The following is a 21,925-nucleotide window of genomic DNA, read 5'->3' on the forward strand; positions in this document are numbered from 1 at the left end:
AAGGGGTATCATCTAATGGAACAAGAAGGGTATGTATCGTTGTGGGTCGGCAATTTCTCATCTAATGAAGAACTTCAAAAGTATCTGCTGAACACTTACGATGAAGATGGGAATGCAGCTGCTTCGGCGTTTGAAGAGGAATACAAAATTGATGATCATGATTCTGATTTTAGGGAAGCTGATTGTTTCAAAACAGGATCAAGACAACTTTCTATATTATTAAGCGGCTGTTCCTATGAAGATGTCGTTATTCCTCTATTTACAGAAATCCAGGGAGAGGAACTGCCTTACTCCGTTAATAGCATTATTCTGCTTTATAATTTTAAATACAGCGAAAAGGGCGGCCGTGAACCGAGCCACGTACACTATTTAGGGAGTGTGCGCTACAAATAGAAGTAAAAGTAATATTAATTAGTGGTGTGATTATACAAAAACATAAAAAAGTGGTGTTGTAGTTGAAAAAGCGTTTATTTATTTTCTTTTTAGCATTTTTAATGATGTCTTTACTCTCTGCCTGTACTTCTACTGAAAATGACGGAGAAGATCTATTATTTAAAGGTCAGGGTGAAAGCTGGGAAGCAGAAGTTTACACAGGTAAAGTAATTGAACCTGAAGTAAAGGGGATAGAGCCTTATGTATATTTCAAACCAAAAGGTGAAAATTCTAAGGGGATAAAAAATATTGAATATAAACTAGAATCAGAACAAGGAAGCATTAGTGGGACAGATGTCTCTTTAAATGAACTAGGAGAAGTCGCACTAGATAACGAAAACATTACTAAAGCAGTGACTTCAGAAACAGAGGAAGTTAGATTAACACTTAGCTGGTTAGAAAATAATGAGCCAAAAACAGAAGAAATTGTTCTAGAAAAAAAGTAAGATGCCAGGGCATAAAAAAGGTAGTAGGGATATTCAATCCTTACTACCTTTACTCTTAATATTTATGTGTCTTTAACATGCTCTCTCTTTATTATATTAATTTAATTTTTTTCTCAGCTTTTTCACTTCTTTGATCATTTGTGCTGGATAATCGATCGGGCTATCTTCACGCTTATTTTCCCCTTCAAATACCTTGTACTCAAGCAGCACTTGCCAAAAATGCTCTGCTTCCATTAACAGAGCTTCCAAAAATTCTTTTTCAGGAAGCACACCTTCAGCATAAACATCTTTCGGTTCCCAATCGCTTTTAATGATAAAGTGCAAGAATGTGTTATCTATTGATTGTAATTTCAGTGTTACGGGATCAATACCATACATAGTTTCAGCATTTCGTGCTTTTAGATATTGTTTAATCGCAGTTAAATAAGTTTGCTCCCATAAATCTAACCCATTTAATCCGTCGATTCCTACTACTATTTTATCTTTGTATTGGATGGTCACGAGCATTTGAATATATTCAGGAGTAAAGTCTTTATAAATAAAGTAATCCTTTAACTTGGATGATTCCTCTAGTCCAATATAATCTTCTCTTGTATTCCCAATACTGCTTAAGTTTGCACGTTCATATGAGTGTTTTTCTAAAAAGGTTTTAATTTTAAACATTAGTTGTTCCTCTTTCTTGTCACCGATTGAATTCAATTCTTTTCTCATTGATAAATTTATTCCAAGATCTCTGCAGCAATATCCTGCATACTCTTGCCTGTCTGTTCACCTTTTTTGCGCAGCCAGTCCTAATGAAACTTCTACAACGTTCATTGTAACAAAGTCAGATGAAGAAGGGAGTGGCAAAAAATCAGCACATGTTAAAATCAGAAGCGATCGTTTTTTGGTAAGGGGGCAACTTTTTCATAGCTTGATGGAGACTTGCGTATGTAGGCACTTCCTCTACTTTTATGCCAAGATTGGTCATGGTTTAAGCAATTTCTGGGCATATTCCAGTTAAGATGGTGCGAATGCCTGTCAGTTTCAGCGCACTGATGATTTTAAAAATCTGATTAGCTACCATCGTATCAATAATTGGTACACCAGACAAATCGATTATGAGGTATTTCAGCTCTAATTGTGTTCCTTGCAATAAAGCATTGTCCATTAATTGCTGGGCCCTCTTTGTGTCGATATCCCAAGAGAATTCAACATAGTTTGCATTCGACGGAGAGCCTATCCTAGAGAACTTGAGTTGAATACTTTTGAAACAGGTTCCTCAGAGAAACAGGAACTAGAGAATTAGAATATTAAATACAAAAATAAGGAGCTGATTTGTCTAAGTCAGCTCTGATTTTGATTGAATGATTGAAAATTATTGGTATTACTTTTACTTCGGCCTTGCTCCTGTTTATACACTTCTTCAAGAATCTCCGCCGCAATATCCTGCATACTTTTGCCTGTTTGTTCTCCTTTTTTACGCAGCCAGTCTTTAATATCGACTGAAAGAGAAACCGACAGCAATTCTTCCTCCAATCCAATGTTGAGTGCCTCATATTCTGGAACATAACGCACACGCCCTTGCTTAGCCAAACGTTTAATAAAGTCAGCTAATTCAACCGAAACACCATTTAGCCGCGTATCTTTCATGTGAATGACCCATCGATCCTTTAATCGTTTCACGTATAGATTGGCCACAGGAACCTGCTGATAAAGCAGATCCATTACTTGATAAGTAAGGGAATAAGCAGCCGGCAGGTTGAGCACCGCATATCAAGGCTTGGTGCTGCGCTTGCCCATTTCAATGGAGTAGTCAGGTTTTAACCTATGTGTATAAATGCCTTCCATATAGCTAAAACCATATAGCTAAAAGTATCATCCGTTCCCGGCACAATAAAGTACCAGTCCCCTAAAACTTTGCGCATAAGTCTTGCTTCTGGAATAGAAGGAGAAGAAAAGCGTTGGTAAACGGCTTCTTTGGCTTTTTTATTGTAATATTGCCGCTGGGAGAGCCACCTTCCTATCGACAGTAGCAAAATAAAGGTTAAAGCGGGATCATAACTCATAGTCTAAAGAGAGGGGTACTGTTAACAGTATTATAATTTATTTCGTATATATATTATTGTTTAACACTATGTGTTAAATTCAAACAAATATACCATAAAATAATATACCAACATGGTTTCCAGACGATGAGAAGGCAGGATATATATTTTCTTAGAAAAGCTGAGTTAAGCGCTTAATTACTAAAAAACAGTGTGGCTTCTTCCACATAGCTTTTATAAAAGGTTTTTCACTTATTTAATAAACAAGTAGGAATCAAATAATTACAATCGTAAGACATAAAAATAGAGTGTTTTTATTTGTCTCACTCTATGGGGTTAGTTCCACGATTCAATGAGCAGTTTTTTATTTTTTAATAATATTTATTTTGCTTAAGAAGATGAACGAGCCATGAAGACGGGGGAAAAGTAAACAGGTGCTTTTGGAAAGCAGAAAGGAAAAAGTCTATAATTTTGTGTTCAGTTTCTATAATACGTTATAATACGTATTATATAAGAGAGCAGGCAAATCATATAAGAAAGGAGAGATAACTTGAAAGCAACAAACACCAGGCGCGAAAAAATGAAAGTCTTCTTAACAATCATGACACCTATTTTATTCACGCAATTAGGAATGTATCTGATGAATTTTATCGATACGATTATGTCCGGAAGAGCAAGTCCCGAAGACCTTGCCGGGGTAGCCGTTGGCACCAGTTTATGGTTTCCGGTTTTTACGTGCTTAAGCGGTATTTTAATGTCTTTAACCCCTGTTATTTCCGAAAATATAGGAGCTAAACGAAACAAAGATATTTCATTTTCGCTTATACAGGGGTTATATTTATCTATTGGATTATCACTAGGTATTTTTGTAATAGGAGTTCTTTTTTTGGATCCGGTTTTGCAAATGATGCCGCTTCAAAACGAAGTGAGGGTCATTTCAAAAGGGTATTTAACAGGTTTATCGAGCGGAATTGTGCCATTATTTATGTATACGGCTTTGAGGAGCTTTATTGATTCACATGGGAAAACCCATATCACGATGACAATTATTTTCCTGGCGGTGCCTATTAATATGCTGCTTAATTATCTTTTTATATACGGCAGGTTCGGTTTTCCTGCACTAGGAGGAGCAGGGACAGGTTATGCGAGCGGCATTACGTACTGGTTTTTGTTTTTATCTGCTTTTTTTTATATAGCAAAAGAAAAGGCTTTTTCAGGCTATCATTTGTTTAAGTCATTTCCAGGCATTTCTTTGAGCAAGTGGAAAGAGCTCCTCGGTTTAGGGGTGCCTATCGGCGTGACTATGTTTTTAGAATCAAGTATTTTTTCCGTAGTAACGATTCTAATGAGCCAGTATGATACCGATATCATCGCCGCTCATCAAGCAGCGGCAAATTTTGCTTATTTATTTTATATGCTGCCGCTGAGTATTGCTTTAACACTGACCATTTGTATCAGCTATGAGCTGGGGGCAGGCCGAAGGGAAGAAGCGAAAAAATACAGCCATTTAGGGATAATGATGGCTTTTGGACTTGGTTTGCTTTCATGTTTATTCATTTTCTATTTGCGTACGCCAGTGTCTTATCTGTATACAAACAGCCCTTCCGTAGCCCTATTAATTCAAAAGTTTTTAGTTTTCTCGATTTTTTTTCAGCTTTCAGACGCTTTGGCTACGCCTATACAAGGAGTGCTGAGAGGATATAAAGATGTAAAGGTAACGTTTATTATTGCGCTTATATCGTTTTGGATGATTGGCATTCCAACAGGCTCTCTTCTGGCCATATTTACAGAGCTGGCAGCTTTCGGTTATTGGATTGGCCTGATTTCCGCGCTTGCATCCATGGCCGCTGCTTTATTTATCAGGCTGCAATGGCTTCAAAGAAAAAACCAGCTCGGTGAAAAACAGTCATGATAACAGCCCCCTGAAACCTATTTCAGGGGGCTGTCCGCGTAAAAGCGAATTATTCTCCGATCAACTGCACGTAGATTTTTCTGCTTTGAGGGCCGTCATATTCAGCTAAATAAATATCCTGGGCAGATCCAAGCAGTATTTCGCCATCTGCTACTGGAAATAAACAGTGATTTCCGGATAAAAGGGATTTTAAATGAGCGGGTGCATTACTGCCGGTTGCCCCGTAGCTTGGCAGAAAATGAGCATGAGCATAAGGAAGGTGAGGAGGAACTAACCGCTCCAGCAATTCTTCCATATCGGTTTCTACACATTCTAAACCTTCATTTACCAATATTCCAGTAGTTGTATGTGCTGTAATAACTGCGACAAGGCCATTGGAAATAGAAGAATCTTTTACTGCGTTCTTTACTTGGGAAGTGATATTTGCCAATTCCGTTTGCGCGCGGGTAAGAACGGTAAGCGTCGTTAATTCAACCATGGTGCTGTTCCTCCAATCCGAGAAAATATTCAGCGTTGCCTCCCAGGATTTTTTGCAATGTTTTCGGGCGAAGATTTAAGCTTTCTAAAGCGGGCTTTAACCTTGAAGCTCTAAAACGGGGGCCATTTGAGCCGAACATGACTTTATGGCCTAAATTTCGTTCAAGCCATAATGGACCCATATCACGCTTAAAAATTTGTTCGTAAAAGTCTTTAGCAGAATCCATATATAGCATGGATGTATCTGTATAAACATTTGGATATTTCAACAGTAGCATAATGGTTTCATTGATCCAGGGCCATCCAAAGTGTGCCAAACAAATCCGCAGAGCTGGATAATCATGAGCGATCTCCTCAAAGTTAAGCGGCTGTGCGTACTTAGCGAGTGCATTCGGCTCCCAGCTCATACCGGAATGAAACATAATTGGCTTATTGTACTCGATACATTTCTCGTAAATCGGCTTTAGCAACGGATCATTCGGATAAAATGTTTGCTTGGACGGATGTAATTTTAATCCCATAAGCTTTAAATCTTTAAAAGCATAGTCCAAAATATCAAGTGCGTCCTGACGGTGTGGGTCTACGCTTGCAAAGCCAATAAAGCGCTCGGGGCATAAATCGATGAGCTTTTTGACTTCCTCATTTGAAACAATATGCCCGCTGGATTGAGTTGTTAAATCTAAAGGCAAAAGAACCGTTTTATCAATACCGCTGTAATCCATTTCAATCAGCAATTCCTCCAGCGGATAAGGAGACTGCTTGAATACGCCGAATTGCTCCATACGATAATGTAAATTTTCTTTATCAGTACAAATATCCTCAAAAAAAATCGGATGTGTGTGCACATCAATGACCATTTTTTCTTCCACCTTTTCGGTTTATTTAATAAGGCTCGAACTGAGTGATTACGCTGGAGGCAAGCGTGGCGCCGCTTTTTAAACAATCCGGAATGCTTTGTCCGCGGATTATGCCATGGATAAAACCAGCAATAAAAGAATCTCCCGCACCGACTGTATTTACTACATCAACAGGAATGCTTTCCCCTTTGTGGAAGGCCTGCCCATCATAAGAAAGGCTTCCATGCTCGCCAAGCGTAACCGTAACAAGTGAAGGGCCGAGGTTTTTTGCCCATTTCATATAATCCCGAATAAAATTGTCCTCTTGTTCATACGAAAAAAAAGCGTAATCAACCGAAGGCAAGATCCGCTCAATTCTTTCATCCTGCAGAAAAGTGGAAAAATCAAAAACGGTTTTCAACCCGCTCGATTGAAAGAAGGGGAGGCGGTTCAAAATTCTTCCGAATAAGTCTGTATGCAGGTAATCGTGAGTTAAAATAAAGTCGATATCTTTTTGTGTGAGTGAAAATTGCTCCATTACACCTTCGTCTTCATCTCCATGAACGCGGTCATTTCCATTCAGTTCTAGCTGAATCACAGCGGTCGAGCCTGCCAGGGTATGAAGGTGGGAGATATCGATTCCTTCTTTTTTCAAGGTTTCTTTCATTAGCTCGCCATACGAATCATTTCCAACGGCACTGATAAGAGAAGAGGCGTAACCGAGTCGGTTCATATGAACGGCAAAATCGACTCCGTTGCCTGTTGGATAATACTTTTTAAGATTGTTATATACATCTATACAGCAAAAGCCAGCGGCAGCTATTCTCAAAATAAAACCTCCTTAAAGAGTATGTAGTTAATAACGTTATAATACATTATATAATAGTTTAAATCTACAGAATATTTTAATAATTATATTGACGCATGGATAGAAAGGGATTATAGTAATAAAAAATAGATACGTTATATAACGTTATGGGAGAGTGGGACAATGAACGCACAACAAGTTGTTGCAGCTATTAGTTCAGAAGAAAACATTACAGAAGTTTATTTAGTTGCATGCGGAGGATCGCTGGTAGATATGTATCCAACTAAATATTTTCTTGAAAGTGAAGCTAAAGAAATCGTTACAGGTCTTTACACAGCCAATGAATTTGTTCATGCTACACCTAAGCGGTTAAATCCAAATTCCCTCGTGATTGTATGTTCACATGGAGGCAACACGCCTGAATCCGTCCATGCTGCAAAACGGGCAAAAGAGCACGGGGCGCATACAATCGGATTAACACATAACAAAGAGGCAGCTCTCATCGAGCATTCTGATCATGTTTTCCTATATGAATGGGGAGCAGACAGTGATGTGAAAAATAATCCAATGGCCATCATTTTGGAAATTGCCTCTGAAGTATTAAAGACTGTAGAAGGATATGAACACTACGAAGACTTCCGCGATGGCATCCAAAAAGCGAATGGCATTATCAAAAAAGCAGAAGAGCTTGTAGCTGAAAGAGCAAGTGTATTTGCCGACCGCTATCAAAAAGAAGAATTGTTTTATATTTTATCAAGCGGCGCTTCTTATGGTCATGCGTACGGCTTTGCCATCTGCTCTTTGATGGAAATGCAGTGGCTGCATGCTGCTTCCATTCATTCAGGTGAGTACTTCCACGGCCCTTTTGAAGTGACAAATAAAGAAACACCTTTTATTTTGCTCGTTAACGAAGGGCGGACACGCGCTTTAGACGAAAGGGCAAAAGAGTTTTTAGCAAAGTATGCGGAAAAAGTAGAGATTGTGGATGCGAAGGAACTGGGTATCAACACAATTTCCGACAATGTTGTAGAATTCTTTAACCCGGTTTTATTTTACAGTGTTATGTGCGTATATCGTGAAGCATTGGCAAACGTACGCAATCATCCTCTCGAAACACGCAGATATATGGGGAAAGTAGCTTATTAATGGAGTGAAGGATATGATAAAGGTATTAGGAATAGGCGACAATGTTGTCGATAAATACGTTCATTTAAAGGTAATGTACCCGGGCGGGAACGCATTGAATTTCGCCGTTTTTGCAAAAAAACTGGGGATTGAAGCAGCGTTTATCGGAACGTTTGGAGACGACAAAGAAGCAGAACATGTTCAAAGCGTTTTAAAAGAACTCGACATTGATTTTTCGAGGAGCCGGTTTTTAAAAGGAGAAAATGGATGTGCACGGGTTACTTTGCAGAAGGGGGATCGTGTTTTCCTAGATAGCAACAATGGAGGGGTAACCGGGGAAAACCCACTTATTCTGACGGAAGAAGATAAAGAGTATATAAAAGGTTTTAACCTGATGCATACCGGTCTTTACAGCCATACAGGCCACTTGTTAAGTGAATTAAGCTCTTTAGGAGTGCCGCTCTCTTTTGATTTTTCTGATGATTTTGAGCAGGAACAAATAGACAAGTATATCTCTCACGTACAGTATGCGTTTTTCTCATGCAGCCACTTGTCTGAAAACGAAACAAGGGAATTTTTAAAGAGAAACTTTCAAATAAGTGGCCAGCTTTTGATCGCCACGCGTGGAAATGCACCTGCCATTGCTTATGATGGAGCCGGATTTTACAGCCAGGCTCCTGAATCTGTTGAAGCGGTAGATACGATGGGCGCAGGGGACTCCTTTATCACGGCTTTCCTGCTTTCCCATATTACGGGCAATGAAGTAAGCGAGTCGTTAAAGTCAGCCGTCTCCTATGCAGCCAAAAGCTGCCTCGTAGAAGGATCGTTTGGCTTTGGTATTTCATACAGTTAAGTGCTGAGACTTACTTGTGCTATAGTAAAACGTTTGGTACTCTTGCTCATAAGAACCAAATTCTATATTGGACAAGTGGGGGCGGAATATGTTAAAGCCGGAAAATCAGGAACCTTTATATATACAATTAAAAAAAGCCATTCAAGCGATGATTTTCAATGGCGATTTTCAGCAGGGAGATAAAATCCCGACTGAAGTTGAATTAAGTGAACAGTATAATATCAGCCGGATTACAGTACGAAAAGCTGTAGAAGAAATGGTGAAAGAAGGCTATTTAATCAAAAAGCAGGGCAAAGGAACTTTCGTCAACAATTTAAAAATTGACCGAAAAGTGGAACATGTAATGAGCTTCAGTGCAGCCTGCGAGTCAAAAGGGCTGACTTCTCACAGTGTTATTACCAAAAAAGAAATAATCGAACCGGACGAGGATTTGAAGAAGGATTTACGCCTGGAAGAGGATGAGAAAGTCATTTATATTCAGAGGAAAAGGTATGCGGGAAACAGTCCGCTTATGTTGGAGAATAATTATTATCCGCAGCATCGTTTTCAATTTTTAATGAACGAATCATTGGAAGGGTCTCTCTACGATTTATTGGAGAAGAAATATGATATTCGTCCTGAAAACCCGGGAGAGACCATTTTGGAAATTACGTTAGCGGATGAAGAAAAAGCACAATTATTAGAGACCTCATTAGGAAAAGCGCTTTTTTACATGAGAACGATTATCTATGACCAGCATAATCAGCCTGTTCATGTCGGAAGACAGTATATCATTGGTGAACGCTATCAATTTACCCTATAAATCTCTTTCTGCTTCTTTACAACAGATGTTTTACCATTCTTCTGCCTTTACCTGTAACGTTTTATGTCGTTATCAAGTTCAGCTTTAAAATCAGTCCAAAGGGAGATAGCAGAATGCCGCAAATCAAGCGCAGCCAAATTGCCGGAATGAATATTCACTATTTATTTTACTCACTTGATTATTTTTTTGCTGCCCAGCAAAAAGCAGGCATTGAAAGCATTGAGTTATGGGGAGGAGCTCCGCACTTTTTAATGGATTCAATGTCTTACGCAGACTGTAAAAAGGTAAAGCAAAAAGCTGCCCAACATGATGTGAAAATTGTGGCTTTTACCCCTGAATCCATCATTTATCCTTATAATATTGCGGCGCCTGATCCGGACCAGTTTGAGAAAAGCAAGCTTTACTTTACCAATGCGGTAAAGGCAGCTGCTGAATTAGGCACTTCTTTAATGACGATTAATTCAGGATATGGATATTTAAATGAAGCTAAGGAAGAAGCATGGAAACGTTCAGCAGAAATGCTTCACCACTTAGCCCTTGTAGCAGAAAAAGAAGGCGTTACCATTACGATGGAAACATTACGGCCAGAAGAATCAAAAATTGTAACCACTCTTGAAGAAGCGATAAGAATGCATAAAGAAATCAATTCGCCTGCTTTTAAAATCATGCTTGATACAGTGGCGATGAGCGTAGCTGGTGAAACGATGGAAGACTGGTTCGCTGCATTTGGAGAAGAGATTGCGCATATCCACTTTGTAGATTGCAAGCCTTACGGACACCTGGCATGGGGAGACGGCAGCCTGGATGTAAGCAAGCAGTTTGAAATCCTCAATCGATATCAATACAAAGGCTTTTTAGGCCAGGAAATTACAGAGATGAAATACTTTGAAAAGCCGGATGAAGTCGATCAGCGGATTATGGATCACTTAACTCCGTTTTTTAACGACTAAATACACCAATAAACATCGTATGCATTTTAAATGGAAGCGCAAAAAGAGCAATTGTCCTGACAGGATAATTACTCTTTTTTGCAAATGTATGCAATTTTAAAGGAACCATTTCGTCTTAACTTTAATATCTTCATTGATTTTTAAAAAATATTAAATGTCAAGAAACATGTCATGAAAAGTCATTGACAGCCTAAATAGAAAGTTGTATAAATAGTTAAATAACGTTATATAACATTACATCGAATGTTCATACTTTATACGACTTTTAACCTGTTAGAAAAAGTATAGCAAAAACCGATTCAGTAAGGTTGGAGGGGGCATTTCGCAAAAAAATTATTTGAAAATTTAAAAAATATGCGAGTGGCATATCACTTATTTTTAACAGCAATGCATTTTGATTTTTTATTAATGAAACCAAGATCGTCATTAAAATTCCCCAAAGAAAGAAGGACGAATGATGAGAAAAGCACGTGTTTTACTTATTTTGTCGGTTTTCCTTTGTCTTATTTTATCAGCCTGCAGCAATCAAAGCGGGGCTGATGGTGTTTCGAGCGAGAAGAAAGTGTTGAGAATGGGAACTTCTGCTGACTTTGCTCCTTTTGAATATGTAGACACGGAAACGAACGAAATTGTAGGGTATGACATCGACTTTGCCAGAGCAATTGCAAAAGAATTAGGATATGAACTGGAAATTGTCGATATTGAATTTTCAGGCTTAATTACAGCTATGCAAAATGGAAAAGTAGATTTTGCTATTTCTGCGATTGAACCAACCGCTGAGCGAAAGAAAAATGCAGACTTTTCAATTCCTTACCACCGAAGTGAGCTTGTACTTCTTACGATGAAAGACAGCGGAATCAACAGTGTAGAGGACCTTAAAGGAAAAACAGTCGGTGTTCAAGCTGGATCCCTTCAAGAAACAATGGCAAAGGACCTTCAGAAAAAAACAGATTTTGAGATTACGACGCGGGACCGGGTAGCTGAAATTGTTCAGGAAATCGCGGTTGACAGAATTGATGCAACAATCATGGAGATGCCTGTGACAAAAGGTTATATGGCTAATAATAAAGAGTTAAAAACGGTTGCGATTCCGGGTGTTGAAACGGGAGGCGCTGCAATCGCCTTCCCTAAAGGAAGCGAGCTGCCGGAGAAGTTCAATCCTGTTATTGAGAAAATGGAAAAAGACGGAGAGCTGGAAGAGTTAACGGTTAAATGGTTTGGCGAAAAAAGTTTAGAAGTAAAGAAATAAAAGATTTTGGCTGAAAGGAATGAGGGGTATGAATTTAGACTTTACCCAAGTCATACCCTCAATCCCCTATATTTTACAGGGGCTTGGGGTTACCATCAAAATCGTATTAACATCAGCCCTCTTTGGTTTTATCATTGGTGTGATCTTGTCGCTTTTGAAAATTAGCCATAATAAAGTGCTTTCTGGATTTGCGGATGTGTACACATCCATTTTCCGGGGGACCCCGTTAGTATTGCAGCTTATGATTTTTTATTACGGGCTTCCGCAATTTATTGGGTTTGATATTGATGCATACTGGGCTGCCGTTTTAGCATTTGGATTAAATTCGGGTGCCTATATTTCTGAAGTCATCCGTGCGGGAATTTTAGCCGTTGATAAAGGACAGCGGGAGGCTGCTCTTGCACTAGGCATTCCTTACAAGCTGACAATGAAAGATATCATTCTTCCACAGGCTATGAAAAATATTCTGCCGGCTTTAATGAATGAATTTATTACCCTCACAAAAGAATCAGCGATTGTCACCGTAATCGGGGCGCTGGATGTGATGCGCCGGGCGTATATTATTGGAGGGCAGACTTACCGATTTTTTGAGCCTCTAATTATAGCTGGTTTGATTTACTATATCATTATTATTGGATTAACATTCTTAGGGAAACTCGTGGAAAGGAGGATGCGGAGAAGTGATTAAGATAAAAGATCTTCACAAAAAGTTTGGTACAAACGAAGTGTTAAAAGGCATATCAACTGACATTAAAGAAGGCGAAGTGGTCGCTATTATCGGCCCGTCCGGTTCTGGAAAATCTACTTTTCTAAGATGTCTTAATTTATTAGAAGTCCCGACCAGCGGGCAGATTTTTATTGAAAACATCGAAATTACAAAACCGAAAGCGGATATTCGGAAAATCCGGCAAAATGTAGGAATGGTGTTTCAGCATTTTAATTTGTTTCCCCATAAGACGGTATTGGAAAATTTAACGTATGCGCCTGTAAAAGTGAAAGGAGTAGGACAAGCAGAAGCGGAAGCAAAAGGAAGAGAGCTTTTAAAGAAAGTGGGCCTGGCCCAGAAAGAAAATGAGTATCCAATCCGTTTATCCGGGGGACAGAAGCAGCGCGTCGCCATTGCAAGAGCACTTGCTATGAGCCCTGACATTATGCTGTTTGATGAACCAACTTCAGCGCTGGATCCGGAAATGGTCAAAGAAGTGCTGGAAGTGGTAAAATCTCTTGCCACAACAGGCATGACCATGGCCATTGTAACGCACGAAATGGGATTTGCTCGGGAAGTGGCAGACCGCATCCTGTTTTTAGATGGAGGCGCTCTCGTAGAAGATGCTCATCCTCGTGAGTTTTTCTCTTCCCCTAAAAGCAAACGTGCTCAGGAATTTTTAGAAAAGATGCTATAGAAAGTTTGAATAAGGTTGGAAAAGTAATAAAAATTGCCCGTGGCAGTTTCGTGTAAAATGTAAGTTCCTACATCAACATTCACGGTGGGCTGTCACGAGCTGCCATTTGAACGCGTACGCATAGAAATACTAAAAGAATCCGGCTGTTCCCTGAGGGACATTGCCAAAAGAATCGGCCGGTCGGCATTTTGTTGTACGCAGAGTATAGCAACATTTATATAAAACCAATTAACTATACTCTTTTTTCTATTCCATACGGGGACAGAAAGTGATTTATCTTCACCCTGATAAGTTTTCTTTCTCTTTATGTTAACTTTACATGTTTCAAAACTCATTATTTTCGAATAATTAATAAATGAATGGTCTTGAAGGTTTTTAACGATATAAACAAAGTAGGAAAAAAATGAAGCTTTCCCATTTATCAGACAAACTACTTATCCGAGCGTATAAGCAGGCGAAAAAAATTAATCTGGATAAGGAATTCGTCTACATGCTTGAGAAGGAAATCTATAAAAGAAATCTTTCAACAAAAGACGAAGCTCGCTGATGTTTCAAATAAGGAACTGATCATTTTAGATCAGTTCCTTATTTATTTAAGATTATATTGTTAATTAGATTTACATCTAATTCAATTTCTTTCTCGCTGATATATTTCTTCAAGGATTTCCGCAGCAATATCCTGCATACTCTTGCCTGTCTGTTCTCCTTTTTTACGTAACCAATCTTTAATATCTACCGAAAGCGAAACTGACAGCAGCTCTTCTTCCGAGAATCGATTCAACAACGGAAAAAAAGCCGGCAGAATTCTGGATCAAGGAAAGGCTGGCACCTTTCACGCTGCAAATGATGTATAGGTCGCTGTCCGCCCGTTAAGCTTATACGACCAATTCATTCAGGAAGGTAGTGAAAGGCGATGAACCAGCTCATTGATACATACTGTAAATCACTTAGACTGCCGGCCATTCAGTCAGAATAGCGCGCCCTCACTGAAGAAGCTTCCAAAAATAATATAGCATACCACACTTTTTTTAGAGTGACTATTAGAAATGGCCGAGTATTCTCTCTGAATGACCTCAGTTACCGAATGAGCAACAAAGGCTTCGAAAAAGGTACGGAAATTGTATAAATTTAACCCGGCGATTTTGTGTTAAAATTCCAATACTTTACAGTTTTATCAACCATTTCTTAATTGATACTTTCAAGTGTGCGGATTTTTCATGTTTATTTCATTAATAAATCCTTAAGTTGATAGTACTAAAAAGATTTTTTTAAAAATTAAATAAAAATTTATAAGCAAAGTATATAGGTATAGAAATATGGATTTAATTTATATAAAAATCTTTAATCAATTATCATGTGTCAAACCATTGATATATAGATTCTGATTTGTTAACACCTATCATAAAAAAAATTAGTTTACTATACATAAATAATATTGGTATATTTAGAAAACATTGACAATAATAATCTGACATAATACAATCATAAAAAGTCATAAACAATCAAAAATAATCATGAGTGAAAACAGTATATTTAAATTAATTTTACTGGCATTTCACAATTAACAACTGTGAAAACGCTATCATTTTTATTTTTTTAAAATCCTAATCGATCAAAAATGATCATAAAGATTTCTGAGGAAATGAATGATCTTTAAAGGGGGTGATGCAAATATATTTGTAAGCGGAAACAAGGGATAACATATTCTGTAATTCATTATTTTAATACTTAATTTAAGGAGGAATTATTATGACAAAAAATTTCAGGGCATTATTAATATTAGTATTAGCGCTTGCCATGTCCGTCATGGCTGCATGCAGCGGAGCGGAAAGCGGTGCCGATGCTGGTTCATCTTCTGACGGCGGGAAAGAGAGTGGCGATGAAAAGTTAAAGATCGGTTTAACAGTAGGAACATTAGCGAATCCTTTCTTTGTAGCAATGGGAAAAGGTGCTACCGAAGCAGGCGAAGCATTAGGAGCGGAAGTTCTTGTTGAAAGTGCCGAATATGATTTAGCGAAACAAACGTCTCAAATTGAAAACTTTATTACAAAAAATGTAGATGTTATTTTACTGAATGCAGTTGACACTAAAGGCATTGCTGCAGCGGTTCAACAAGCTAAAGCAGCAGGTATTCCGGTTATCGCAGTGGATACTGAAGCAGAAGGCGGCGTTGACGCTACTGTTACATCTGATAACTATCAAGCTGGAAAACTTGCCGGCGAATATGTCATTGAACAGTTAGGTGGCAAAGGAAATATTGCTATTATAGACGGTCCTCCTGTTTCGGCTGTTACGGACCGGATTCAAGGATTTGAAGATACCATTAAAAAGTCGGATATCAAAGTAGTGGCTAAACAAAACGGCGAAGGCAGCCGCGAAAAAGCATTGACAGTCATGGAAGGCATTTTACAAGCGAACCCGTCAGGATCTATTGATGCTGTATTTGCTATAAACGATCCAGAAGCAATCGGCGTTGAGATTGCCCAACAACAAGCAGATCGTCAAAATGAATTCTTTGTCGTCGGCGTAGATGGCGCTCCGGAAGCAACAGAAGCAATGGCGAAAGAAGGTAGTACATTTGTGGCAACATCGGCTCAATCTCCGGGAAATATGATAAAAAAAGCAGTTGAAGTTGGAATGAAAGTGAAGGACGGAGAAAAGGTAGAGGAGCTTATTAAAGTTCCAGTAAAACTTGTTACACAAGAATCGTTGGATTCTTATCAAGGCTGGTAAACCTTTTGTTATAAATAAGCTGACAAGGACAAAGCTTTTGTCAGCTTTCTTTTAAACTTTACCTCAACAAAATAAGGGAGGGAGAAAGATATGATTGTAAAGGAGCAGGTAAAAGAAACAGCAAAAGAGCCTGTCTTGCATATGGAGGGAATAAGCAAAACCTTTTCAAATGTAACGGTTTTAAAGAATGTAAGAATTGAACTTTATCCTGGTGAAGTACACGCACTGATGGGGGAGAATGGTGCGGGGAAATCAACCTTTATGAAAGTATTGGCAGGTATTCATAACCCGGATAACAACGGCGGCCAAATTTATATGAAAGGACAGCCTATTTCGTGGAAAGACCCGGTTGAAGCTAGAAATAAAGGAATTAGTGTCATTCATCAAGAATTAAACCTCTCACCCAATTTAACCATTAGTGAAAATATTTTAATGGGATCAACCTTTCCTAAGAATCGGTTCGGTGGGGTCAAATGGGACGAAGTTCATGAACGCGCACAAGAAGTGCTCGATTCAATGGGATCCCATCTTAACCCCCGCCAGTTAGTCTCTACATTAAGTGTTGCCCAGCAGCAAATGGTGGAGATTGCCCGTGCATTGTCTTTCAAGGCAGAAGTTCTCATTATGGATGAGCCAACGGCCTCATTAACAGACAAGGAAATCACGAAACTATTCGAAATTATTGAAGACTTGAAAAGCAAGGGCGTTTCTATCGTCTATATCTCACACAGAATGGAGGAGATTTTTCAGATTTCCAACAGGTTCACCGTTCTCCGTGATGGTGAATGGATTACAAGTGGACCTATTGAAGAAACAAATCCTGAACACCTAGTAAAGCTTATGGTTGGGCGTGATTTAAAAGATTTGTTTAATCGAAAAAAAGCTTCGAATCATACTTTTTCCCATGCAACTGCCCCTGTTCTTGAATTAAAAAACGTTTCTGACAACGCACTCGTAAAAGACGTATCGTTTAAAGTTTATCCAGGTGAAATTGTCGGTCTGGCGGGACTTGTGGGAGCAGGAAGAACAGAATTAGTGAGAGCCCTTTTCGGTATTTCTGATATAAAAAGCGGTGAAGTGTTAATCAATGGCCAGCCAGTGAACATTAAATCTCCGGTAGATGCTATTGCAAATGGCATTGCCCATGTACCAGAAAGTAGAAAAGAACAGGGCTTATTTTTATCGATGTCTGTGAAAGAAAACATTTTAATGGCAGAAATGAAAAAACATTCGAAGGCAGGAGTCGTGAACTGGAAGCAAATAGATGCCAGTGCAGATAAATACATCAAGGACCTCAATATAAAAATTGCCTCGCCAAATCAGAAGGTATCAAATTTAAGTGGCGGAAATCAGCAAAAAGTAGTAATTGCCAAATGGCTCTCTATTGCGCCTAAGGTATTACTTTTAGATGAACCAACACGGGGTGTTGATATTGGAGCCAAGACTGAAATACACAAAATAGTCTCAGAACTTGCGGATGCAGGGTTAGCTGTTTTAATGATATCGTCTGAACTTCCTGAAGTATTGGGAGTAAGTGATCGGATTCTTGTCATGAGTGAGGGCAGGCTTAGAGGCGAATTATCAAAAGAAGAAGCGACACAGGAAAAAATAATGTATTTAGCCACCAGAGGGGAGCAAAAGAAATGAAGGGAAACACTCAAACTGCCGTGCCATCTGCCAATTTAAACATAGGTCATGTACTGCATAGCCTATGGAACCGTCTAGGAATGGTTATGATTTTGATCTTATTGTGTGTGGTGCTTACATTTACAGCGCCCAATTTTTTAGATGCAAACAATATGTTAAATGTGTTAAAACAAACTTCTATTATAGCGGTATTAGCAGCAGGGATGACCATTGTCATTTTAACAGGCGGCATTGACTTATCCGTTGGTTCAACGGTTGCTCTATCGGGGGTTGTTTCGGTAATGGCTTCCGCTGCAGGGATTAACCCGTTACTCGCCATGTTATCGGGAGTAGCAGTAGGCTATGGGGTAGGATTTATTAATGGGTTCCTCACAGCTAAAGCAAAATTACCAGCATTTATTGTTACGCTAGGGAGCTTTACTTATGTTCGTGGTTTAGCCTACGTTATTAGTGGCGGCTATCCAATTGTTTTGCAGAATGAAACCTTTAAATTTATTGGTGGAGGAAGTATTTTAGGCATTCCAACTCCGATTTATATTATGACATTCGTCTACGTGGTTATGTTTTTTGTTCTTAAATATACCATGTTTGGCCGCCATATTTATGCGATTGGCGGCAATGAAGAAGCAGCACGCTTAACCGGAATTAAGGTCGAAAAATCATTAATTAATGTTTATTCAATCAGCGGGTTATTAGCTGGTTTGGGCGGTGTAGTGCTAGCAGGAAGACTATACTCTGGACAGCCGACTGCTGGACAAATGTACGAGCTTGATGCCATTGCAGCTGTTATTTTAGGTGGAACAAGCTTAACAGGCGGTCGAGGAAGAATTCAAGGAACTATCATTGGGGTCTTAATTATGGCTGTAATCAGTAATGGATTAACATTAATGAATGTAGACTATTACTGGCAGCTTGTTGTTAAAGGCGGGGTGATTGTCGCGGCTGTTTTATTAGATCGCCTAAGAGGGAGCAATGCGGCTTAAGTGACTAGTCAATTTTGATAAAGAAATTAAAAGTCCAGTTCTTAATAAGAACTCTGTTTTCTTTCATTCAGGTTGTCTATTGATCGATAGCCTGAATGTTTGTTTTACAGATCGAAAAGGAAGACAAGAAAATTTCCGTCTAAATAACAAAAAAAAGAAACTGGATAAAACAAATTCTAGTGACACAGATTGATCGAACTCTCAATAACAGCCTAGGCTATCTATTATTTACTGCATCATGATTTGTTTCATCTATATGCACTCATATTTTAGACACTTTTTTTACATTATGTGCTAAATTCAAATATAAATTCATTCAAAAAAAGTTACCAACAAAGAACTTTTCTAGAGAAAACTTAAATTAAATATGCAGCGGTTCATAAGCTATGTGAAAGGGTCCACGTAGCTTATGAAACAGGTTCTCCACTTAACTAAAGCAGGAATTCGGCAATTACAATCATTGGATATTAAATAAAAGAACTAACTTAGTTAAGTCAGTTCCGGTTTTGATTGAATTCCTGAAAATGATTGATATGATCCCCACTTTGATCTTGCTCGCGTTTATACATTTCTTCAAGAATCTCTGCCGCAATATCCTGCATACTCTTGCCTGTCTGCTCACCTTTTTTTCGCAGCCAACCCTTGATATCAACGGACAATGAAACCGACAGCAATTCCTCCTCCGATTCAATGCTGAGTGCCTCATATTCCGGTACATACCGTACACGCCCTTGTTTGGCTGAACGTTTAATAAAGTCGGCTAACTCAACCGAAACACTGTTTAATCGGGCATCTTTCATATGAATGACCCATCGATCCTTTAACCGCTCCATATACATATTGGCCACCGGCAACTGCTGATAAAGCAGATCCATTACTTGATAGGTGAGGGAATAGACTGCCGGCAGATTGAGCACCGCGTATCCAGGCTTCGTGCTGCGCTTGCCCATTTCAATTGAGTAGTCCGGTGTTAACCTGTGTGTGTAGATCCCTTCTATGTAGCTGAATGTATCGTCGGTTCCCGGCACAATAAAGTACCAGTCGCCTAAACCTTTGCGCATAAGTCTTGCTTCCGGAATGGAGGGAGAAGAAAAGCGCTGATATACGGCTTCTTTTGCTTTTTTATTGTAGTATTGCCGCTGGGAAAGCCGATCTTCCCAAATTTTCTTTTCATGCAGCTCGCTGAATTCTTTCAGATCGCTTTCTTGGATCAGTGGGATTATTCGCCCTCTTATTTGTCCTTCAGAAGCGGGAAGAAGACCTTCTTTAATATAAGTCGCAATAAAGTTTCGGTTCGTCTGCAGGTATTCTGCCGCTTGGTTTAAGGTTAAACCTTCCGGCGTTTTAGGCATGATTTCCATCAGCTGTTCAATTTCGTTTTTAGAAAAAAGAATTCCTTGATGACCTCCCCACGGATCCTCCACAGCTTTTAGCTTCCCTTCTTGTACATAAGCATGGACCGTAGAAACAGAGCGGCCAATCATCTCTGCGACTTCCTTGGTTGAATAGTATTTCTCTTGGTTTGTTTGCATGGGTTTGACACGTCCTTTAAAAAATATCTGCTTCCTTATATGGAATACGCTTGTCTGATGATCTCTATATTCATTCATTCTAGTACTTTTCTACATGGAGGTATAAATTAACTATGTGTTAATTTAATCCACCTTGCTTATAGACAAAGATAGAAGTAAACTTACAAAAGCATTAATATGTATTTGAAAGAAGGCATTATCAGCTAATGAAAAAGAAAAAAGTTTTACTTCGATGGGTTATTGTTCTGTCAGCATTGTATACTTTAGGGCATTTTCTATTTGGTTTTGATGAAACCCAATCCATAAGATCCCTTACCAGTTTAATTGGAGCAGCCTTCTTTGCAGGTATGCTTCTCTATCTGAATTTAAATGATCAAGAAACAACAGAACAAAAGGATGCTCCTTTAACTTTAGGGATGAGCAAACATTTATTTATAGTTGTAAGCATCTTCATCCTCCTCGGTATTTCTAAACAATTTTACTTTTTGCTTCACGGAGCAATCACCCACTTTACTTGGGAGAGTTTTAGTACTGATTTTTTCGCATTCTTGATCTCTGTTGTTTGTTTTTTAGTATTTTTAAAAATTAAGTAGTCGAACATTACCTTTTAAAGTGGGCCTCATTCGGATAGTTTCGATTACCTGTCATCTAAGCTAGGGTTAATGCTGCCTATCTGTATGGACGTACTGTTGATTAACTTTTTTTCTTGTTACTTATATATTAGTGAGATAAAATTAGAAAAAAGTTACAATAGTGGAAAACTGGAAATGAGGAGAAAGTTTTGAGAAAAATATTTGTTATCTCACTGTTCGTGTTTTTATTAGTCTCTCTAGCTGGTTGGTCAGTGTTTGAAGCAAAGCAGGATAGTTCTGAGAAGTCAATTTTAATGGTAGCTTACAATAGCTTAACCAAAGCGGAAGAGTCTTTAATTCCTGTAAGCCCAAAAGATTCACGAGTAGAGAAGGTAGTTGTTAATGATGAGATTAAGTCCTTGATTGATAAAAACTACAACAAAGATAAAGTATATAAAATCACATTTAATCAAACAGCGACTGAAACACAAGAGAATCTGATTGTGTTCGTAGGTGTCGACAAAAAAACAGTGGTTGGAAAAGGGTTTATGAAAATTAAATAATATAATGTTGTTTTTAGTAAAGACCGGGTAATCAACAGTATCGGTCAACTACAGACTAGCTCGTTTATAGCCAATCATTTTAGTAGCATGATACATCATCGCATACAGGTTTCTTACTGAATCTCTATATTCACTCTTACAATCGATCCATTATTTTTCATCAGCTTAAGTTTACACTTAGGTTTTAGCTTTCTTTTTTTCGGGTAGGGTAAAAACACATCTCATCATTTGTCCGAAGAGCGCTGTTTCTTCGGCTTTTTTTATTTTTTGGAGATTGCATAATACATTCTTCATGGGTTCATACTGTTATTGTTTCGTACTTACTACTTAAAATTCCAACTCCTGCAACGAAACCATTTCTACAGTCAGGTCTCCTCCTGGCTGTTTTTTTCTTTTCCTCGAAGGATCATTTCCTCAACCTGTTTTTTGGTAGATAGGCTGTGATCCTGTGTGCCAATTAGAAAAGAATTTCCATGTAAAATGACCTCTGTGAGGGTGTCTCCCGGACCTAGCTCAAACAAAGGTTTTTCTCCCATTACCTTTCTTAACCACCTTTGCGACAATGTTGGGTGATG

The 21,925-nt window shown here is 38.6% G+C and carries 24 protein-coding genes; 17 read left to right on the forward strand and 7 right to left on the reverse strand.

Annotated features, from left to right (window positions below):
• The first annotated feature begins 15 nt into the window (after window positions 1–15).
• Window positions 16–393: an immunity 22 family protein gene (locus tag RRU94_RS16875; protein ID WP_315692033.1), complete on the forward strand. Its 378-nt coding sequence runs from the start codon at window positions 16–18 to the stop codon at window positions 391–393.
• A gap of 62 nt (window positions 394–455) precedes the next feature.
• Window positions 456–878, forward strand: coding sequence for a hypothetical protein (locus RRU94_RS16880; RefSeq protein ID WP_315692034.1), 423 nt, complete (start codon window positions 456–458; stop codon window positions 876–878).
• A 96-nt stretch (window positions 879–974) separates the two neighbouring features.
• Here the strand turns inward: RRU94_RS16880 and RRU94_RS16885 are convergent, their stop codons facing one another.
• From RRU94_RS16885 to RRU94_RS16895, 3 genes are all read right to left on the reverse strand, one after another.
• Window positions 975–1,541 carry a hypothetical protein gene (locus tag RRU94_RS16885; RefSeq protein ID WP_315692035.1) on the reverse strand — a complete coding sequence of 189 codons (567 nt, stop codon included), beginning with the start codon at window positions 1,539–1,541 and terminating at the stop codon, window positions 975–977.
• A gap of 310 nt (window positions 1,542–1,851) precedes the next feature.
• Window positions 1,852–2,121 (reverse strand): STAS domain-containing protein, encoded by a 270-nt coding sequence (locus RRU94_RS16890; protein WP_315696015.1) that lies wholly within the window; start codon window positions 2,119–2,121, stop codon window positions 1,852–1,854.
• A gap of 83 nt (window positions 2,122–2,204) precedes the next feature.
• A complete protein-coding gene (locus RRU94_RS16895) occupies window positions 2,205–2,558 on the reverse strand; it encodes a hypothetical protein (RefSeq protein ID WP_315692036.1) in 354 nt (117 codons plus the stop codon).
• An 897-nt stretch (window positions 2,559–3,455) separates the two neighbouring features.
• On the opposite strand from RRU94_RS16895, the gene RRU94_RS16900 reads away from it, so the two are divergent.
• A complete protein-coding gene (locus RRU94_RS16900) occupies window positions 3,456–4,817 on the forward strand; it encodes an MATE family efflux transporter (protein ID WP_315692037.1) in 1,362 nt (453 codons plus the stop codon).
• Between the two features lie 49 nt (window positions 4,818–4,866).
• Here the strand turns inward: RRU94_RS16900 and RRU94_RS16905 are convergent, their stop codons facing one another.
• The 3 genes from RRU94_RS16905 to frlD are packed head-to-tail and all read right to left on the reverse strand — an operon-like array spanning window position 4,867 to window position 6,959.
• Complete coding sequence (locus RRU94_RS16905; RefSeq protein WP_315692038.1) at window positions 4,867–5,295, reverse strand: secondary thiamine-phosphate synthase enzyme YjbQ; 429 nt, start codon at window positions 5,293–5,295, stop codon at window positions 4,867–4,869.
• Window positions 5,288–6,151 (reverse strand): amidohydrolase family protein, encoded by an 864-nt coding sequence (locus tag RRU94_RS16910; protein WP_315692039.1) that lies wholly within the window; start codon window positions 6,149–6,151, stop codon window positions 5,288–5,290. Before RRU94_RS16910 ends, RRU94_RS16905 begins: the two co-directional genes overlap by 8 nt.
• Before the next feature lie 25 nt (window positions 6,152–6,176).
• Window positions 6,177–6,959 carry a fructoselysine 6-kinase gene (gene frlD / locus RRU94_RS16915; protein ID WP_315692040.1) on the reverse strand — a complete coding sequence of 261 codons (783 nt, stop codon included), beginning with the start codon at window positions 6,957–6,959 and terminating at the stop codon, window positions 6,177–6,179.
• Between the two features lie 162 nt (window positions 6,960–7,121).
• Here frlD and RRU94_RS16920 point away from each other — a divergent pair, with 162 nt between their 5' ends.
• The 12 genes from RRU94_RS16920 (at window position 7,122) to RRU94_RS16970 (ending at window position 18,683) form a co-directional block, all read left to right on the forward strand.
• Window positions 7,122–8,084 (forward strand): SIS domain-containing protein, encoded by a 963-nt coding sequence (locus RRU94_RS16920; RefSeq protein ID WP_315692041.1) that lies wholly within the window; start codon window positions 7,122–7,124, stop codon window positions 8,082–8,084.
• Between the two features lie 13 nt (window positions 8,085–8,097).
• Window positions 8,098–8,916 (forward strand): fructoselysine 6-kinase, encoded by an 819-nt coding sequence (locus RRU94_RS16925; RefSeq protein WP_315692042.1) that lies wholly within the window; start codon window positions 8,098–8,100, stop codon window positions 8,914–8,916.
• An 88-nt stretch (window positions 8,917–9,004) separates the two neighbouring features.
• Window positions 9,005–9,718 (forward strand): GntR family transcriptional regulator, encoded by a 714-nt coding sequence (locus RRU94_RS16930; RefSeq protein ID WP_315692043.1) that lies wholly within the window; start codon window positions 9,005–9,007, stop codon window positions 9,716–9,718.
• Window positions 9,719–9,831: 113 nt separating this feature from the next.
• Entirely contained in the window at window positions 9,832–10,668 is an 837-nt protein-coding gene (locus tag RRU94_RS16935; RefSeq protein WP_315692044.1) for a sugar phosphate isomerase/epimerase family protein, read from the forward strand.
• 457 nt (window positions 10,669–11,125) lie between these two features.
• Window positions 11,126–11,917, forward strand: a complete 792-nt coding sequence (locus RRU94_RS16940; protein WP_315692045.1) for a transporter substrate-binding domain-containing protein — start codon at window positions 11,126–11,128, stop codon at window positions 11,915–11,917.
• A 28-nt stretch (window positions 11,918–11,945) separates the two neighbouring features.
• A complete protein-coding gene (locus RRU94_RS16945) occupies window positions 11,946–12,605 on the forward strand; it encodes an amino acid ABC transporter permease (protein ID WP_315692046.1) in 660 nt (219 codons plus the stop codon).
• Window positions 12,598–13,320 (forward strand): amino acid ABC transporter ATP-binding protein, encoded by a 723-nt coding sequence (locus RRU94_RS16950; RefSeq protein WP_315692047.1) that lies wholly within the window; start codon window positions 12,598–12,600, stop codon window positions 13,318–13,320. The genes RRU94_RS16945 and RRU94_RS16950 overlap by 8 nt, the downstream gene beginning before the upstream one ends.
• Before the next feature lie 84 nt (window positions 13,321–13,404).
• Window positions 13,405–13,542 (forward strand): helix-turn-helix domain-containing protein, encoded by a 138-nt coding sequence (locus RRU94_RS25730; protein WP_410492982.1) that lies wholly within the window; start codon window positions 13,405–13,407, stop codon window positions 13,540–13,542.
• A gap of 181 nt (window positions 13,543–13,723) precedes the next feature.
• Window positions 13,724–13,867 (forward strand): sporulation histidine kinase inhibitor Sda, encoded by a 144-nt coding sequence (sda, locus tag RRU94_RS16955; RefSeq protein ID WP_315692048.1) that lies wholly within the window; start codon window positions 13,724–13,726, stop codon window positions 13,865–13,867.
• A gap of 1,202 nt (window positions 13,868–15,069) precedes the next feature.
• Entirely contained in the window at window positions 15,070–16,053 is a 984-nt protein-coding gene (locus tag RRU94_RS16960; protein WP_315692049.1) for an ABC transporter substrate-binding protein, read from the forward strand.
• A gap of 90 nt (window positions 16,054–16,143) precedes the next feature.
• Window positions 16,144–17,700 (forward strand): sugar ABC transporter ATP-binding protein, encoded by a 1,557-nt coding sequence (locus RRU94_RS16965; protein ID WP_315692050.1) that lies wholly within the window; start codon window positions 16,144–16,146, stop codon window positions 17,698–17,700.
• Complete coding sequence (locus RRU94_RS16970; protein WP_315692051.1) at window positions 17,697–18,683, forward strand: ABC transporter permease subunit; 987 nt, start codon at window positions 17,697–17,699, stop codon at window positions 18,681–18,683. The genes RRU94_RS16965 and RRU94_RS16970 overlap by 4 nt, the downstream gene beginning before the upstream one ends.
• Before the next feature lie 494 nt (window positions 18,684–19,177).
• On the opposite strand, the gene RRU94_RS16975 is transcribed toward RRU94_RS16970, so the two are convergent.
• The gene (locus RRU94_RS16975; RefSeq protein ID WP_315692052.1) at window positions 19,178–20,215 is read right to left on the reverse strand and encodes a helix-turn-helix domain-containing protein; all 1,038 of its coding nucleotides are present in this window, start codon (window positions 20,213–20,215) and stop codon (window positions 19,178–19,180) included.
• A 206-nt stretch (window positions 20,216–20,421) separates the two neighbouring features.
• Here RRU94_RS16975 and RRU94_RS16980 point away from each other — a divergent pair, with 206 nt between their 5' ends.
• Window positions 20,422–20,808 carry a hypothetical protein gene (locus RRU94_RS16980; protein ID WP_315692053.1) on the forward strand — a complete coding sequence of 129 codons (387 nt, stop codon included), beginning with the start codon at window positions 20,422–20,424 and terminating at the stop codon, window positions 20,806–20,808.
• A 188-nt stretch (window positions 20,809–20,996) separates the two neighbouring features.
• Window positions 20,997–21,350 (forward strand): hypothetical protein, encoded by a 354-nt coding sequence (locus tag RRU94_RS16985; protein WP_315692054.1) that lies wholly within the window; start codon window positions 20,997–20,999, stop codon window positions 21,348–21,350.
• The last annotated feature ends 575 nt before the right edge of the window (window positions 21,351–21,925 follow it).

This window comes from Domibacillus sp. DTU_2020_1001157_1_SI_ALB_TIR_016 (assembly GCF_032341995.1).
Lineage (GTDB): Bacteria > Bacillota > Bacilli > Bacillales > Domibacillaceae > Domibacillus > Domibacillus indicus_A.

Coding starts and splice junctions, on each gene's coding strand:
- RRU94_RS16875 (WP_315692033.1), top strand. CDS start 16: ATGGAACAAGAAGGGTATGTATCGTTGTGGGTCGGCAATTTCTCATCT.
- RRU94_RS16885 (WP_315692035.1), bottom strand. CDS start 1,541: ATGTTTAAAATTAAAACCTTTTTAGAAAAACACTCATATGAACGTGCA.
- RRU94_RS16905 (WP_315692038.1), bottom strand. CDS start 5,295: ATGGTTGAATTAACGACGCTTACCGTTCTTACCCGCGCGCAAACGGAA.
- RRU94_RS16910 (WP_315692039.1), bottom strand. CDS start 6,151: ATGGTCATTGATGTGCACACACATCCGATTTTTTTTGAGGATATTTGT.
- RRU94_RS16920 (WP_315692041.1), top strand. CDS start 7,122: ATGAACGCACAACAAGTTGTTGCAGCTATTAGTTCAGAAGAAAACATT.
- RRU94_RS16925 (WP_315692042.1), top strand. CDS start 8,098: ATGATAAAGGTATTAGGAATAGGCGACAATGTTGTCGATAAATACGTT.
- RRU94_RS16930 (WP_315692043.1), top strand. CDS start 9,005: ATGTTAAAGCCGGAAAATCAGGAACCTTTATATATACAATTAAAAAAA.
- RRU94_RS16935 (WP_315692044.1), top strand. CDS start 9,832: ATGCCGCAAATCAAGCGCAGCCAAATTGCCGGAATGAATATTCACTAT.
- RRU94_RS16940 (WP_315692045.1), top strand. CDS start 11,126: ATGAGAAAAGCACGTGTTTTACTTATTTTGTCGGTTTTCCTTTGTCTT.
- RRU94_RS16945 (WP_315692046.1), top strand. CDS start 11,946: ATGAATTTAGACTTTACCCAAGTCATACCCTCAATCCCCTATATTTTA.
- sda (WP_315692048.1), top strand. CDS start 13,724: ATGAAGCTTTCCCATTTATCAGACAAACTACTTATCCGAGCGTATAAG.
- RRU94_RS16960 (WP_315692049.1), top strand. CDS start 15,070: ATGACAAAAAATTTCAGGGCATTATTAATATTAGTATTAGCGCTTGCC.
- RRU94_RS16965 (WP_315692050.1), top strand. CDS start 16,144: ATGATTGTAAAGGAGCAGGTAAAAGAAACAGCAAAAGAGCCTGTCTTG.
- RRU94_RS16970 (WP_315692051.1), top strand. CDS start 17,697: ATGAAGGGAAACACTCAAACTGCCGTGCCATCTGCCAATTTAAACATA.
- RRU94_RS16975 (WP_315692052.1), bottom strand. CDS start 20,215: ATGCAAACAAACCAAGAGAAATACTATTCAACCAAGGAAGTCGCAGAG.
- RRU94_RS16980 (WP_315692053.1), top strand. CDS start 20,422: ATGAAAAAGAAAAAAGTTTTACTTCGATGGGTTATTGTTCTGTCAGCA.